Annotated in this window: 14 protein-coding genes and 1 tRNA gene; 7 read left to right on the top strand and 8 right to left on the bottom strand. The window is 60.7% G+C overall.

The genetic code is table 11. The annotated features are described in order from the left end of the window. Positions 1 to 14: 14 nt before the first annotated feature. The 4 genes from BS629_RS06400 to BS629_RS06385 are packed head-to-tail and all read left to right on the top strand — an operon-like array spanning position 15 to position 4,832. Positions 15 to 932: a carbohydrate ABC transporter permease gene (locus tag BS629_RS06400; protein WP_020493410.1), complete on the top strand. Its 918-nt coding sequence runs from the start codon at positions 15 to 17 to the stop codon at positions 930 to 932. Beyond that, complete coding sequence (locus BS629_RS06395) at positions 929 to 1,792, top strand: carbohydrate ABC transporter permease (protein ID WP_018243827.1); 864 nt, start codon at positions 929 to 931, stop codon at positions 1,790 to 1,792. The genes BS629_RS06400 and BS629_RS06395 overlap by 4 nt, the downstream gene beginning before the upstream one ends. A gap of 20 nt (positions 1,793 to 1,812) precedes the next feature. Further along, positions 1,813 to 3,735, top strand: coding sequence for a glycoside hydrolase family 127 protein (locus tag BS629_RS06390; RefSeq protein ID WP_018243826.1), 1,923 nt, complete (start codon positions 1,813 to 1,815; stop codon positions 3,733 to 3,735). 23 nt (positions 3,736 to 3,758) lie between these two features. Continuing rightward, positions 3,759 to 4,832 (top strand): ABC transporter ATP-binding protein, encoded by a 1,074-nt coding sequence (locus BS629_RS06385; RefSeq protein ID WP_020493409.1) that lies wholly within the window; start codon positions 3,759 to 3,761, stop codon positions 4,830 to 4,832. A gap of 56 nt (positions 4,833 to 4,888) precedes the next feature. Here the strand turns inward: BS629_RS06385 and dxr are convergent, their stop codons facing one another. After that, on the bottom strand, positions 4,889 to 6,079 hold the full coding sequence (dxr, locus tag BS629_RS06380; protein WP_018243824.1) for a 1-deoxy-D-xylulose-5-phosphate reductoisomerase: 1,191 nt from the start codon (positions 6,077 to 6,079) through the stop codon (positions 4,889 to 4,891). A 382-nt stretch (positions 6,080 to 6,461) separates the two neighbouring features. Here dxr and BS629_RS06375 point away from each other — a divergent pair, with 382 nt between their 5' ends. Next, the gene (locus BS629_RS06375) at positions 6,462 to 7,112 is read left to right on the top strand and encodes a hypothetical protein (RefSeq protein WP_032980561.1); all 651 of its coding nucleotides are present in this window, start codon (positions 6,462 to 6,464) and stop codon (positions 7,110 to 7,112) included. A 63-nt stretch (positions 7,113 to 7,175) separates the two neighbouring features. Beyond that, positions 7,176 to 7,466, top strand: coding sequence for a BON domain-containing protein (locus tag BS629_RS06370; RefSeq protein WP_018243822.1), 291 nt, complete (start codon positions 7,176 to 7,178; stop codon positions 7,464 to 7,466). A gap of 83 nt (positions 7,467 to 7,549) precedes the next feature. Here the strand turns inward: BS629_RS06370 and BS629_RS39130 are convergent, their stop codons facing one another. Further along, positions 7,550 to 7,702: a hypothetical protein gene (locus BS629_RS39130; protein WP_018243821.1), complete on the bottom strand. Its 153-nt coding sequence runs from the start codon at positions 7,700 to 7,702 to the stop codon at positions 7,550 to 7,552. 118 nt (positions 7,703 to 7,820) lie between these two features. Further along, complete coding sequence (locus tag BS629_RS06365) at positions 7,821 to 8,063, bottom strand: hypothetical protein (RefSeq protein ID WP_018243820.1); 243 nt, start codon at positions 8,061 to 8,063, stop codon at positions 7,821 to 7,823. Positions 8,064 to 8,210: 147 nt separating this feature from the next. On the opposite strand from BS629_RS06365, the gene BS629_RS06360 reads away from it, so the two are divergent. After that, on the top strand, positions 8,211 to 8,729 hold the full coding sequence (locus BS629_RS06360) for a DUF2937 family protein (RefSeq protein WP_018243819.1): 519 nt from the start codon (positions 8,211 to 8,213) through the stop codon (positions 8,727 to 8,729). A gap of 233 nt (positions 8,730 to 8,962) precedes the next feature. On the opposite strand, the gene eat is transcribed toward BS629_RS06360, so the two are convergent. The 5 genes from eat to BS629_RS06335 form a co-directional block, all read right to left on the bottom strand. Continuing rightward, positions 8,963 to 10,327 (bottom strand): ethanolamine permease, encoded by a 1,365-nt coding sequence (gene eat / locus BS629_RS06355; RefSeq protein ID WP_018243818.1) that lies wholly within the window; start codon positions 10,325 to 10,327, stop codon positions 8,963 to 8,965. Positions 10,328 to 10,356: 29 nt separating this feature from the next. Beyond that, on the bottom strand, positions 10,357 to 11,103 hold the full coding sequence (eutC, locus tag BS629_RS06350; protein WP_018243817.1) for an ethanolamine ammonia-lyase subunit EutC: 747 nt from the start codon (positions 11,101 to 11,103) through the stop codon (positions 10,357 to 10,359). Then, positions 11,100 to 12,536 (bottom strand): ethanolamine ammonia-lyase subunit EutB, encoded by a 1,437-nt coding sequence (locus BS629_RS06345; RefSeq protein WP_018243816.1) that lies wholly within the window; start codon positions 12,534 to 12,536, stop codon positions 11,100 to 11,102. Before BS629_RS06345 ends, eutC begins: the two co-directional genes overlap by 4 nt. A gap of 571 nt (positions 12,537 to 13,107) precedes the next feature. Next, positions 13,108 to 13,184: transfer RNA gene (locus BS629_RS06340), tRNA-Arg, on the bottom strand. A 54-nt stretch (positions 13,185 to 13,238) separates the two neighbouring features. Beyond that, positions 13,239 to 14,402, bottom strand: a complete 1,164-nt coding sequence (locus BS629_RS06335) for a M20 aminoacylase family protein (protein WP_018517244.1) — start codon at positions 14,400 to 14,402, stop codon at positions 13,239 to 13,241. Positions 14,403 to 14,465: the final 63 nt, after the last annotated feature.

Raw genomic sequence — 14,465 nt, 5'->3', positions numbered from 1 at the left:
TGCGGAGCGTTTTGATGACCGGTTCCGGTTCAGAGATTCTATTGCCTCGGCGCAGGCGACGGCGCCGATCGAACTGGCGCGGTCTCGCCTACATTGCGCCGGCCATGGCGCTGGTCATCGTCTTCTTCATCATGCCGGTTCTCTTCACCGGATGGATGAGCCTGCATAACTGGCCGCTGATGGGGGCGTCCCGCTGGATCGGCTTCAATAATTATTTCCGCATGGCCAACGACACCCGCTTCATGACGGCGCTGAGTTTCACGGCCTATTACACCGTGATCGTCACCATCGCGATCTTCGCGATTGCCTTTCCGCTGGCAATCTTCGTCGAAAAGGAACGGCAGTTCGTCGGCGCCTACCGCACGATCATCTTCCTGCCCGTCGTGGTCGGTCTTGCCACAGCCTCCCTGCTCTGGGTCTGGCTCGCCAATGTCGATAGCGGCTTCATCGGCCCTGCCTTGAAGGCGCTCGGCCTTGTCGAAAAGAGCCCCAATCTTCTTGCGACCTTCGACACCGCCTTTCTGACGATCGTGGTGATGGTCGTCTGGAAGATTGCAGGCTTCACCATGATCATTCTTTTGACCGGGCTTCAGGCCATTCCGTCCGAGCTGACGGAGGCCGCCCGTATCGACGGCGCCGGCCGCTGGCAGCGTTTCCGGCATCTGACGCTGCCGCTGATGCGCAAGACGATCGCACTGGCGCTGATCGTCTCCGTCACCGGTTCGATCCTTGCCTTCGACCAGTTCTACATCATGACGGCAGGCGGACCGCAGAACAAGATGATCTCGGTGGTCTACTACATCTTCAACCAGTCCTTCGTGTCGTTCAATCTCGGCTATGGCGCAGCGCTCTCGATCGTGCTTCTCGCCATCCTGGTCGCCATCAGCATCGTGCAGCTCTGGCTGCTTCGCGTCGGGGAGGAGCGTCCATGACCACCTCAAGGGAACGTCGCGCGCGCAAGGCCGTCCGAACGAAGTCGGCCTATCATCTGACCGGCATCACTATCTCGATCTTCTTTCTCGCCCCCTTCGTGATCACGCTGTTGTCGTCCTTCCGGCATGGCACGGAGGCCAGCCTGCCGCCTTTGCCGCCGTGGCCGACCTCGGGCGTCAGCATCGATTCCTACGCGCTGCTCGATACGTTCGGCGCCGGCATCTGGCGCCACATGATCAATTCGCTATTCGTTTCGGTCGCCACCGTGGTGCTGACCGTCGCCGTCAGCCTGCTCGCCGGTTACGGCTTCTCGCGCTATCGATTCCCGCTGAAGAATGCGCTCTTCGTGCTGATCATCGCGACGCTGATGATCCCGTTCCAGTCGATCCTGACGCCGCTCTTCATTATCCTGGCAAAGCTCGGTCTCAACAACTCGCTGCTCGGGCTGACACTCGTCTATGTGACGCTGCAGCTACCCTTCTCGGTCTTCATGATGCGCAACGCCTTCGACGCCGTGCCGAAGGAGATCGAAGAGGCCGCACGCATCGACGGTGCGCGCGACCTCAGACTTCTGGTCCGGGTTCTTCTGCCGCTGGTGCTTCCCGGCGTTGCGACGGTTGCGATCTTTGCCTTCCTCAATGCCTGGAACGAGTTTCTCGCCGCGCTCGTGCTGCTCTCCAGCAATGAGAAATACACCCTGCCGGTGCTGATGACGGCGGTTCGCGCCGGACGGCTCGGCGCCATCAACTGGGGAGCGGTCCAGGCCGGTGTCGTCGTCATGACGATCCCTTGCCTGATCGTCTTCCTGCTCCTGCAACGCTACTACATGCGCGGGCTGATGGCCGGCGCGGTGAAATGATCTTAGAGAAAGTGGAGCCCATGACCAAACCAAGCAATGACCGCCAGTTTCGTCCCGTCGCCGTTCCCGATGTGGAGCTCGGCGGCTTCTGGGGAAAATGGCAGGACGCCGTCTGCAATTCCACCGCCGAGACCCTGCTCGACCGCTGCGTCGAGGCCGGCATGCTCAAGGCGATCGACGTCGATCAGCCGAGCCCCGGGGTCGTCATTCCCATTCAGCCTTGGGGCGGGACGACGCAGATGTTCTGGGATTCCGACCTCGGCAAGTCGATCGAGACCATTGCCTATTCGCTCTATCGCCGGCCGAATCCGAAGCTGGAAGCGCGCGCCGACGAGATCATCGATATGTATGAGAAGCTGCAGGATGAGGACGGCTATCTGAACGCCTGGTTCCAGCGTGTGGAACCGAGCCGCCGCTGGACCAACCTGCGCGACCATCACGAGCTCTATTGCGCCGGCCACCTGATGGAAGCCGCGGTCGCCTATTATCAGGCGACCGGCAAACGCAAGCTGCTCGACATCATGTGCCGCTATGCCGATTACATGATCAAGATTTTCGGTCATGGCGAAGGCCAGATATCAGGCTATTGCGGCCACGAGGAAGTCGAGCTCGCGCTGGTCAAGCTCGCCCGCGTGACCGGCGAGAAGAAATATCTCGACCTGTCGAAATACTTCATCGACGAACGCGGCACCGAACCGCATTTCTTCACGGCGGAAGCAAGCCGGGACGGCCGCGATGTCTCCCAGTACCACCAGAAGACCTATGAATATGCGCAGGCGCACCAGCCGGTGCGCGCGCAGACAAAGGTCGTCGGCCACGCCGTGCGCGCCATGTACCTCTATTCGGGCATGGCCGACATCGCCACCGAATACAAGGACGACAGCCTGACGGCAGCTCTGGAAACGCTTTGGGACGATCTGACGACCAAGCAGATGTACATCACCGGCGGCATCGGGCCGGCGGCCTCCAACGAAGGCTTTACCGACTACTTCGATCTGCCGAACGATACCGCTTATGCGGAGACCTGCGCCTCGGTCGGGCTGGTGTTCTGGGCGAGCCGCATGCTCGGACGAGGTCCGGATCGGCGCTATGCCGATATCATGGAGCAGGCGCTTTACAACGGTGCGCTGCCGGGGCTGTCCACAGACGGCAAGACGTTCTTCTATGACAACCCGCTTGAAAGTGCCGGCAAACATCACCGGTGGAAATGGCACCATTGCCCCTGCTGCCCGCCCAACATCGCCCGACTGGTGACCTCGATCGGCTCCTACATGTACGCCGTTTCCGACAATGAGATCGCCGTGCACCTCTATGGCGAGAGCACCGCGCGACTGAAGCTTGCCAATGGCGCCGAGGTGGAGCTCGAGCAGACCACCAACTACCCGTGGGACGGTGCGATCGCCTTTACCACCAAGCTGGGGAAGCCGGCTAGATTCGCGCTGTCGCTGCGTATTCCGGACTGGGCCGATGGTGCAACCCTCAGCGTCAACGGAGGGATGCTCGATCTCAACGCCAATCTCCGGGACGGATATGCCTGGATCGATCGCGAGTGGGCCGACGGCGATCGTGTCGCCCTTTACCTGCCGCTGGCGCTTCGCCCGCAATATGCCAACCCGAAGGTGCGCCAGGATGCCGGCCGCGTCGCCTTGATGCGCGGCCCGCTCGTCTATTGCGTCGAAACGACGGACAATGGCGAAGACCTCAACGCCATCGTCCTGCCCCGCGAGCTGCCGGCCGCCGAAACCGTCGTGCTGAAGGATCTGAATGATGCCGTCGCCCTTGATCTCAGGGTCGAGCGCGAGGAAACGTCGAACTGGGGAACACCGCTCTACCGCAAAGCGCCGGCCGAAAGGCAGGTCGCCACCGCACGTTTCGTGCCCTATCATCTCTGGGACAACCGCGCGCCCGGAGAGATGCTCGTCTGGGTCCAGTCGGACAGATAGGTCTTTTGGGGATGACGAACGGTATGGCTAACAAGAGCGTCGTGCTCCAGGACGTGCGAAAAAGCTATGGCAATCTGCAGGTGGTCCACGGGATCGACCTGACGATTGCGGAGGGCGAATTCGTCGTCTTCGTCGGCCCTTCCGGCTGCGGAAAATCGACGCTTCTTCGCATGATCGCCGGCCTGGAAGACGTGACCGACGGGGAGGTCGAGATCAAGGGGCGTATCGTCACCGATCTCGATCCATCCGAGCGCGGCATCGCCATGGTCTTCCAGTCATACGCGCTCTATCCGCATATGAGCGTGCGCGACAACCTGGCCTTTGGATTGAAGATGGCGCGCACCAATGCTGCGGAGATAGAGACGCGCGTCAAGGCCGCTTCTGCGATCCTGAAGATCGACCATCTTCTCGACCGGCGGCCGGGACAGCTTTCCGGCGGCCAGCGGCAACGTGTGGCGATCGGCCGGGCGATCGTGCGCAAGCCCGATGTCTTCCTGTTCGACGAACCGCTGTCCAATCTCGATGCCGAACTGCGCGTTTCGATGCGCATCGAGATCGCCCGCCTCCACCGCGAACTCGGCAACACGATGATCTATGTCACGCACGACCAGACCGAGGCGATGACGCTCGCCGACAAGATTGTGGTACTGCGCGACGGCCGCGTCGAACAGGCGGGAACGCCGCGGGAAATCTACGAGAATCCCTCGAATACCTTCGTGGCGGGCTTCATCGGCTCGCCCCGGATGAACCTTTTGAATGCCCGCTGGGGTGAGGGAGGCCTGGTCGAAGTCGCCGGCCGGCAGATCGAAAGCGGTCTGCCGCCCGCAAACCGGCCGGTTGGTGCCGCGGTGACGCTCGGTCTGCGGCCGGAGCATCTGAAGGTGGCATCCGATCTATCGGGCAGCCTGACGGCCAAGGTCGATTTCTCAGAATATCTCGGGGGAACGCAATATCTCTATTGCCAGCTTGCCGATGGCCAGTCGCTCACCGTCGAGCATCGCTCACCGATCAGTATCGCGGCGGGCGAGCAGGTGAGTCTGCTGTTTGAACCGTCGGATTGCCGGTTGTTCGACGAGAGCGGGAACCGGTTGCGCTAATAGCGGTGGTGAGGATCACAGGCGGGCGACCACTCGGCGATCGGCCCGTCTGATCTTCACTCGGCGATCGCCAGTGTCATGAGCTCCGCCGCCCTTTGCCGGGCCTCCCTGTCGGCGGCGAAGACATCGTCCATGCCGGCAGCCGGCGGCAGGCCGGCCAGATCGTCCATGACCCTCTCGGTGACTTCGGCCATGGCGAGGAAGGACAGCCGCCCTTCGATGAAGGCTTCGAGCGCCACTTCCTTGGCGCCGTTCAGCACCGCGCCCTGAACGCCGCCGCGCATCATCGCCAAGCGTGCGAGCCGCAGCGCCGGAAACCGCACTTCATCCGGCGCCTCGAAATCCAGCCTGGCGAGCTTGGCGAAATCCAGCCGCTCGACCGGCAGGTTCGGCCGGCGCGGAAAGGACAGGGCATAACCGATGGCGGTGCGCATATCGGGCGCGCCGAGCTGCGCCAGCACCGACCCATCGGTATAGCCGACCATGGAATGGATGATCGATTGCGGATGGAAGATGACTTCGATCTGTTCGGGTCTCAGACCGAAAAGGTGCCGGGCTTCGATCATCTCCAGCGCCTTGTTGAACATCGAGGCGCTGTCGATCGAGATCTTCAATCCCATCGACCAGTTCGGATGGGCGCGTGCGGTTTCCACCGTCACATCAGCCATGTCACGCAGCGAGGCGGTGCGGAAGGGACCGCCCGACGCCGTCAGGATGACCCGCTCGATGGCGTGACGCTGGTTCTCTTCCAGCACCTGGAAGATGGCGTTGTGCTCGCTATCGACAGGAAGCAGCCTGCCGCCGCCTTCGCGGATCGCGGCGATGAACAGATCGCCGGCCGATACCAGGCATTCCTTATTGGCAAGAGCGATATCGGCGCCGCGGCGCGTGGCGGCAAGCGTCGGCGCCAGGCCCGCGGTGCCGACGATTGCCGCCATCACCCAGTCGACATCCCGGTCGGCGGCTTCCATCAGGCCGGATTTTCCCGAGGCGACCTCGATGCCGCTGCCGGAAAGTTCGCTCTTCAGTGATTCGTAATGCCGGTCGTTTGCCGTCACCGCCAGCCGCGCACCGGATGATTTCGCCTGCCGGGCCAGCAATTCGACATTGCCGCTGCCGGTCAGCACGGAGATTTCGAAGTTCTCCCGTCCGCCCAGATGATCGACGACATTGAGTGTATTCTGGCCGATCGAACCCGTCGAACCGAAGATGCTGAGGCGCCGCGGCGCGCTTTTGCCGGTCATCATGTGGAATTTCGCGAAAATTTCTCTCGTAGGCTCAGGCTCTACTAGGCTTTGGAGGGGGCGGCAAGTGTGCGGTGCAGCAGATTTCAACCCTTAAGGGGTTTACAGAACGGCGGTTGGATGTGATCCTTATAACATTGTTTGAGGAATTGCGGTTCCGCTGCGGCTGGTTTCGGTCGCATGGGCAATTCGGGGCGCTAAGGCGTCTATTGAAGAACAGGCACTCAGTGCCGCCGGCTTTCCGAGCCAACCATTAAATCGAGGATGAAACCGGGATGAGCGGCTTGGCCGTGATCCCTCATCGCGTTCGCTGCGAGCGCTTCATGTGTGCTGCTGCTTCGGTTTCGGAGCCGCGGTCCTGTGTCAGGCAAAATGTTCTTACTTCATGACGACATCCAAAATAGCATGCATTCTTTTCGCCATCCTGCCCTCGCTCACCACCGCGACGCGGGCGGACGACCTGCTGATCTGGTCGCCGACCAAGCTTTCGGACCGGTCCTACAAGGCGACGATGGGGTTTCGCCTGCCGGCGGAATGGGAAACGAGCGCTGGCGCCGACATCGCGCTTGCCTCGACCAAGGGCGGGGCGCCACTGCCCGATTCCGAACAGGCAATGCTTTGGGGCAGGATCACCAGGACGAACGTCACCCCGGCAAGCCAGTCACAGCAGGGCGCGAGCGTCAGCGTCGATACGCTGCGCGGCAGCGGCGCGCTGACCCTCAGCCGCTCGCGCAGCTGGATTCTGTCCGATTCGCTCGACATGCAATCGAGCCGGTCCATCAGCGTTCAATTTGATGCGGTCGATGCCCGGCAGGCTTCTGTGACGGCATCGCAGGCGCTGAAACTGATCCATCCCTGGACGGGAACCTCGCTTTCGGCGGGCACAGGCGTCAGTAATGCCACCGGGGACTTCTCAAGTACGGTGGCCGTCAGCCAGGCCATCCTGCCGAACCTCAACCTCGATGCGTCGATGAACAATCCGTTTTCGGGGGATGAGGCCGGCAGCGTCAATCTCCGCTATCGCGTTAACTGGTAGCGGTGCTGAAACCAAACTCTGTCGAAGGGCGTTTCCTCCGCAGGTTTCACGGAGGAATGGATCATGGTTTTCAAGGAGCAGACATTTCACGGGCTCGAACCCGAGATGGAAGCCGAAATCGCCAATCGCGCATCCGTCGAGGCGGCCGTTGCCAATGCGCTGGCGATCGCCGGCGGCATCGATGCGTCTGATGTCGAAGTGACGATGGAGAACGACCATATCGTGTTGAGCGGCACAGTCGGCACGGTGGGCGAAATCGAACGGGCAACCGCGGTCGCCAAGGCTGTCGAGGGCGTGCATTCGGTGCAGAACCGGATTCTGCTTGGCGGATATTCGCTTGACGGTACGCATTGATCAGACGACGGGCAGCTCCGAAGCCAGACCTGCCGGACGAGGAATATTTCTACGTCTTCGCCTATAAGCCGGCGCTCAGTTGATCAACCGGCGAAGCGTTCGACAAGGAAGGACGAGCCGGCCAGGCGATCCGTTTTCTGCATGGCGCCCGAACTCTGCGGCTGGTAGGCGATGGCAAGCAGCACGACGCTGACGGCGACATAAGCGATGGCCAAAAGAATCATCTTGATACGCATGATGAATGCTCCCGTTTCACAATAAACGCGGCTGATATTGCGAAGTTCCTCATCGGCGAGATCAGATGAGAAAAGCCCGACTGAAGGATCAGCCGGGCTTTTTCTGCATGGATTTGCCTTATCGGCAGATTCGGGTTTCCTTGACGACCGTATGGCCGTGACGGCGGATTTTTTCCGTCTTGGTGAAGCAGTCCTGGGAGACGTGGCGCGGCCGCATGTGATGGCGGTAATAGGGCCGTTCCGCATGACGGTAAGTGGGACTGGCATCATCCGTGGTGATGGTCACACTTGCCGCCTGGGACGGCATTGCGGAAAAGATGGACGCAGCAGCGAGCGTGCAGGCAAGGATAATCTGTCTCATGACAAGCCTCTCTTTCTGAGTTGGTCACGGCATCAACTCGCTGGAAGCGCAGTCGGTTCAATCACATAGAGTTACCGATTGTGACGGAGGCAGAAACCTTTGACGCGCCGGATCGTTAGCGCAGGGGGATAGCCGGAGGCATCATTCATGGGACCGATTGCAAGGATCATCGCCGTCGTCGCCGGGCTTGCCGGCGGCACGGTCTTTTCGCAGGCGCCGGAATTTGTGCAGCAATACCGCCAGCGGATCGGCGGGGCGATCGACGAATTGCGAGTCATCGTCGAGGATTTCAATGCCCAGGCGGCCGAACACCATCTCGATCGCCAGCAGGCGCTGAACGCCTATGCGCAATCATCCGACGATTTCCTGCGCGACCGCGGTGTTTCGATGCAAAGCACGATCTCACGCTACGAAACACTGCTGTCGCAGCAACTCCACCTCGGCACCGCCGCACCCGTCGCCAAGCCTTTCGTGCTGCTGCAAGGCGCAGATGACGTCGTTTTCGCCAATACCTGGCGCGACTTCGTGCCCGGCGTCCCCGTCAGCTTTGCGGGTCTCGTCTGGGGAGCGATCGGTTTTATCGGTGGCTGGATCGTGGCGGCGCTGCTGGGATTGGGCGCGCGGCGGGCAGTGAGGACGCGACGGGTCCATCGTCAGGTGCGGTAAACCAACGACGGCGAACGCGACCTGATGCACGGAAGATCGAATAGCCTCGAGCTTGTCTCAAGGAGGAATTTAAGAACTTTGCGCGCGGGCTGACCCATCTGAATGGGAACGTGATGGTAAGGCCATCCGGGCTTTGCGCTCGAATTCCCCCGCCAAACTCGGCGGGGGTCGTTGATATCGATCGGAACCAGTTCGTCCGATTGCCTGCTTGATGATCGAGCCAGAGAGCCTTGTTACGCGGAAGCTGCCGCTTCCTTGGCGACGCCGCCTGACAGCAAGCGCCAGATACCGAAGGCCACCGCGCCCATCGCAAGGAAGATCAAAAAGATCAGGAAGTTGTAGTAGATCATCGCCGCCAGCGCGACGAGCGCAAGCCCAAGGGCAATGGCCGGGACAACGGGATAGCCCCATGCCTTGAACGGTCGGGCAAGCTCGGGCTCGGTGCGACGAAGTTTGAACAGCGATGCCATGGAGACGATGTACATGATGATCGCGCCAAACACCGACATCGTGACGATATTGGCAGTCAGCGGCAAGCCGCCGATCTGGATCAGGTTGTCGGAGAAGATCGCGGCAATGCCGACAACGCCGCCCGCGAGGATAGCAAGGTATGGCGTGCGGAATTTCGGATGGATCTTCGCGAGAACTTCCGGCAGGTAGCCTGCGCGGCCCAACGCGAAAATCTGCCTGGAATAGCCCATGATGATGCCATGGAACGATGCGATCAGGCCGAACAGGCCGATCCAGACCAGCATATGCAGCCAGCCGGAGGATTCTCCGACGACAGCCTTCATCGCCTGCGGCAACGGATCGTTGATGTTGGACAGCGTGCGCCAGTCGCCAACGCCTCCCGCGAAGATCATCGTGCCGAAAGCCAGGAAAACGAGAGTGAGAATACCCGCGATATAGGCGATCGGCACGGTACGGGTGGGGTTCTTGGTTTCCTCGGCAGCCATTGCCGCGCCTTCGATCGCCAGGAAGAACCAGATGGCAAATGGAATGGCGGCAAAGATGCCTCCAATGGCGCCGACCGAGAATTCAGGTGCGCCAGCCCAGCCATTGGCCGCGAAGTTGGCGACGGAGAAGCCGGGTAGAACGACACCCATAAAGACCAGGAGTTCAATAATGGCGAGGATGGTAATGAAGAGCTCGAATGTCGCAGCGATGGTAACGCCGACAATATTAAGCGCCATGAAGACGATATAGGCGCCGACGGCCGCCATTTTCGGATCAAGCCCCGGGAACTGCACATTGAGATAGGCGCCGATGGCAAGCGCGATGGCCGGAGGGGCGAAGACGAATTCCACTAGTGTCGCAAAGCCCGCAACGAAGCCGCCGAGCGGGCCGAAGGCCCTGAGCGCGTACGCAAACGGTCCGCCGGCATGGGGAATAGCCGTCGTCAACTCCGTGAAGGAAAAGATGAAGGTGGTGTACATGACGGCGATCAGGATCGTGGTGATCAAGAAGCCGAGTGTGCCGGCCGCCGCCCAGCCATAGCTCCAGCCGAAATATTCGCCCGAGATGACGAGGCCGACTGCAAGTCCCCATAAATGCAGCCCGGTCAGGCTCTTGGCGAGCGTCGGTTGAGAATTTGACATGATTGTTCCCCTTTTTTGTAGATTGAACTTTATGTTTCTTGGTGTGGCAGCGCTTCTATGGCGCCTTCGGCATTTTCCTTGAGATCGACACCGGTCAGCTGCAAGCGAAGCGCCTCCCGGACGATCCAAACGATCTTGTCCGCTGCGATCTCGTAGCTGAGCCCGTCGGCATGAATATTTGAAATACAGTTGCGCTCGCTGTCCCGCCGTCCCGATTGCGGTCGGAACGTGATGTAGGCGCCGAGACTGTCAGGCACGCTTAGTCCTGGCCTCTCGCCGATCAGCACGATGGCGACTTCCGCACCAAACGCCGCCGCCGCCTCATCACCAAATGCCACCCGCGCCTGCTCGCCCAATATCACCGGGGCGACGCTGAAGCCTCCGAGACGCTTCATGCAGGCCTTAAACAACGGCACTGCGTGGTGCTCGACCGCCGAGGCCGAAAGCCCGTCTGCAATGATGAAGGCGATATCATAACGATCGCCTGGGTTCGGGAGATCGTCTGCGTTGGTCTGGCGGCCGAGATCCGGGCGCGCCAGATAGATCGTGCGGTCTTTGGCGCGAGACCGAATCCGCACCGTCGGCACGGGCGCAAGCTGTTTGGCAAGGGCGACAAAATCCACGTGCCCATGTACGGCATCCCGCGCCCGGGCATGGGCAAGCTGGAAGTCGAGAATTGCCGATGTCGGCAAGGCGTCGCCGGCTCTTCCAAGCCCAATCCGGGCGCGTGTGGCGTTGCGGAACCGCGCAAACGGATCTCGTTCGAAGGGACTCATGCCGATGCCCTGTAGCTCAAGAGATTGCGGGAAAAGGCACCCGAGGCGCTGGCCGGCGCAAGACGACCCGTGTGATCAAGCATGCCCATGCGATGAAGCCATGCTTCGAATTCCGGAGCGGGCGGACGATTGAACTGGTGCCTGAGGCCGACAATATCGTGGTAGGAAAGGCTCTGATAATTGAGCATGACGTCGTCGGCGCCGGGCACTGCGATGAGAAAACTGACGCCCGCGACAGTCAGCAACACCATCAGATTATCCATATCGTCCTGGTCGGCTTCCGCATGGTTCGTGTAGCAAACGTCGACCCCCATCGGCACGCCAAGCAGTTTGCCGCAGAAATGATCTTCGAGCCCGGCGCGGATAATTTGCTTGGCGTCGAAAAGATATTCGGGGCCAATGAAACCAACCACCGTATTGACGAGCAACGGATTGAGTTCACGTGCAACGGCATAGGCCCGCGCCTCGACCGTCTGTTCGTCGACACCATGATGGGCGTCGGCCGAAAGAGCGCTGCCCTGGCCGGTCTCCAGATACATGACATTGTTTCCGACCGTGCCGCGTTTCATGGAAAGTGCTGCCTGCTGGCCTTCTCTCAGGATGGCGAGATCGACGCCGAAACCCTCGTTGGCGGCTTCCGAGCCGGCGATTGACTGGAACACCAGATCGAGCGGCGCTCCAGCCTCGATCGCCTTGATTGACGTGGTGACATGGGTCAGTACGCAGGATTGGGTCGGGATATCGAACCGTTCGCGCAGCCGGTCGAAAAGAACCATCAATCTTGTGCAGGCTTCAAGATTGTCGGTCGCCGGGTTGATGCCGATGACCGCATCGCCGATCCCATAAAGAAGTCCGTCGAGCGTCGAGCCGGCAACGCCTTCAGGATCATCGGTGGGATGATTGGGCTGAAGGCGGCTCGATAGTCGGCCGGGCAGACCGATCGTGGAGCGAAAGGCCGTGACCACCTTACATTTGCCGGCGACGGTGATCAGATCATGGTTGCGCATGATCTTGGAGACCGCCGCGACCATTTCGGGGGTGAGGCCTGGTGCAATGGCGAGCAGTTTTTCGGAGGTTGCGTCGTAGGAGAGAAGCCAATCGCGAAACTCACCGACCGTCATATGAGATACCGGCGCGAACGCCATCCAATCATGGCGGTCGACGATCAGTCGACTGACCTCGTCGACCTCGTATGGGATGACGAGATCCTCCAGGAAAGTCTTGAGAGGCATATCCGCGAGCAGGTAACGGGCGGCCACGCGCCGCTCATTGCTCGACGCTGCGATCCCGGCCAGCACGTCACCTGATTTCAGCGGCGAAGCGCAAGCCAATACTGATTTCAGATCCTGAAAGACATGGCGTTCGCGTCCTAGAACGATCGAATATGTTGTCATCTGCTCCTGGCCGTCGATCAGCCTATCCTCAATGCCCATCCACCTTTTGTGGGCATTCGCCGGCTTCCCGCCGAGCATGTTTTTGCTCGGCCCCATATCCAGCAACGCAAGATGCGTGCCATTTAATGGGCTAACGTACGAAGGCAACCGTGCCAAAGGCTCTGCATGGCGGGCTATGACCGCTTACGCAGCTCGCCTCTCGCAGCGACTGTTTTCAATTTAGGGTGGTTGTATCCACATTACGATAACATGCTCCGATATGCGCACATTTGCGCCCGGCTCAACGCTGATTGCGAAAATATTCGTTGATCGTGCTGATCCCGTGGTTCTGGCACGAGGTGCTTGTTCGGTGGGGCAGTCTGTGCTGAGACGCGATCGTCAATTTTGAGCGAACTGACCGTGGATCGACGCCGATGTTGAAAAACTAGCCAGCTGAATGAGTCCAGTCGATCGCCAATTTCTTCGTCCCAAGAGCTCGGTGTGCGACCTCAGCGCGACACTTGGCCTCGCTATTGCCGATCAAAGGCCGGTTTCTCATGACATCATTATTGCGTTCTTGCATGTCTGCAGGAACGTGCGTTCGGTCAAGGGAGATAACCATCTGATTGACTGGTGATCCCGGCGCGATTCGAACGCGCGACCCCCAGATTAGGAATCTGGTGCTCTATCCTGCTGAGCTACGGGACCACTTGAGTGCCATGCATACAAAAGGCTTGGCGTGAAGCCAAGCCTTAATTGTTGCTAGAGGCCGAGGCGCTGTTCGGCGAGGCGGACCCAGTAGGAGATGCCGTGGGCGATGGCTTCGTCGTTGAAGTCATAGGCGGGATTGTGGAGACCGGCGCTGTCGCCGTTGCCGATGAAGATGAAGGCGCCGGGGCGGGCGTTCAGCATGTAGGAGAAATCCTCGCCGCCCATCATCGGATCGATCTCGGCGTTGACGTTCGCCGCGCCGGCGATGGCGCTGGCGGTGGCGACCGCATGCTCGGTCTCATCGGGGTGGTTGACGGTGACGGGATAGTTGCGGTGGAAGCTGATTTCGGCCTCGGCGCCGTGGGCAGCAACCAATCCCTCGACGATCTGCCGGAACCGCGTCTCGGCGAGCGTGCGCACCTCGGGGTCGAGGGTACGGACCGTTCCGGCGAAGGTCGCATCGTTCGGAATGACGTTATGGGCGAAACCGGCATTGAACTTGGTCACCGAGACGACGACCGAGCGCAGCGGATCGGCACTGCGCGAGGCGATCATCTGCAGGTTGGCGACGATCTGGGCGCCGATGGCGATCGGGTCGATCGTCCGGTGCGGCTGGGCGGCGTGGCCGCCGCGGCCCTTGATGGTGACGGTGAATTCGTCGGTCGCCGCCATGATCGCGCCCTTGCGGGTGGCGAACTGGCCGACCGGCAGGCCCGGCAGATTGTGCATGCCGTAGACCTCTTCGATAGCGAAGCGCTCCATCATGCCGTCCTTGACCATCAGATTGCCGCCGCCGCCGCCTTCTTCGGCGGGCTGGAAGATGACGGCGACATTGCCGTTGAAGTTGCGGGTTTCGGCCAGGTATTTCGCGGCGCCGAGCAGCATGGCGGTGTGGCCGTCATGGCCGCAGGCATGCATCTTGCCCGGCGTCTTCGAAGCCCAGGGTTTGCCAGTGATCTCGGTGAGCGGCAGGGCGTCCATGTCGGCGCGCAGGCCGACCGTGCGGGAGCCTTCGCCCTTGCCCTTGATCAGGCCGACGACACCGGTGCGGCCGATGCCGGTGACAATCTCGTCGACGCCGAATTCCTTGAGTTTTTCGGCGACGAAGGCGGCCGTATTTTCCACCGCGAAGAGGAGCTCGGGCCGGGCATGAATATGGCGGCGCCATTCGGCGACCTCGTCCTGCAACTCCGCGGCTCTGTTCAAAATCGGCATATCGGCGTTCCTGTTATGAAATCTCGACAATCTTTCATCGCATCACAAGGGTGTGAGGCTGTG

The organism is Rhizobium leguminosarum bv. viciae USDA 2370, assembly GCF_002008365.1.
Taxonomy (GTDB): Bacteria; Pseudomonadota; Alphaproteobacteria; order Rhizobiales; family Rhizobiaceae; genus Rhizobium; species Rhizobium leguminosarum.
The sequence above is the reverse complement of the archived record's forward strand: the minus strand, read 5'-3'. Positions and strand labels throughout refer to the sequence as shown.

Bases quoted from the DNA above. Each gene is read 5' to 3' on its own strand.
- BS629_RS06370 (WP_018243822.1), top strand. From the start codon at position 7,176: ATGGTTTTCAAGGAGCAGACATTTCACGGGCTCGAACCCGAGATGGAA.
- BS629_RS06335 (WP_018517244.1), bottom strand. From the start codon at position 14,402: ATGCCGATTTTGAACAGAGCCGCGGAGTTGCAGGACGAGGTCGCCGAA.
- BS629_RS06360 (WP_018243819.1), top strand. From the start codon at position 8,211: ATGGGACCGATTGCAAGGATCATCGCCGTCGTCGCCGGGCTTGCCGGC.
- BS629_RS06345 (WP_018243816.1), bottom strand. From the start codon at position 12,536: ATGGGCATTGAGGATAGGCTGATCGACGGCCAGGAGCAGATGACAACA.
- dxr (WP_018243824.1), bottom strand. From the start codon at position 6,079: ATGATGACCGGCAAAAGCGCGCCGCGGCGCCTCAGCATCTTCGGTTCG.
- BS629_RS06375 (WP_032980561.1), top strand. From the start codon at position 6,462: ATGACGACATCCAAAATAGCATGCATTCTTTTCGCCATCCTGCCCTCG.
- BS629_RS06400 (WP_020493410.1), top strand. From the start codon at position 15: ATGACCGGTTCCGGTTCAGAGATTCTATTGCCTCGGCGCAGGCGACGG.
- eutC (WP_018243817.1), bottom strand. From the start codon at position 11,103: ATGAGTCCCTTCGAACGAGATCCGTTTGCGCGGTTCCGCAACGCCACA.
- BS629_RS39130 (WP_018243821.1), bottom strand. From the start codon at position 7,702: ATGCGTATCAAGATGATTCTTTTGGCCATCGCTTATGTCGCCGTCAGC.
- eat (WP_018243818.1), bottom strand. From the start codon at position 10,327: ATGTCAAATTCTCAACCGACGCTCGCCAAGAGCCTGACCGGGCTGCAT.
- BS629_RS06385 (WP_020493409.1), top strand. From the start codon at position 3,759: ATGGCTAACAAGAGCGTCGTGCTCCAGGACGTGCGAAAAAGCTATGGC.
- BS629_RS06395 (WP_018243827.1), top strand. From the start codon at position 929: ATGACCACCTCAAGGGAACGTCGCGCGCGCAAGGCCGTCCGAACGAAG.
- BS629_RS06390 (WP_018243826.1), top strand. From the start codon at position 1,813: ATGACCAAACCAAGCAATGACCGCCAGTTTCGTCCCGTCGCCGTTCCC.
- BS629_RS06365 (WP_018243820.1), bottom strand. From the start codon at position 8,063: ATGAGACAGATTATCCTTGCCTGCACGCTCGCTGCTGCGTCCATCTTT.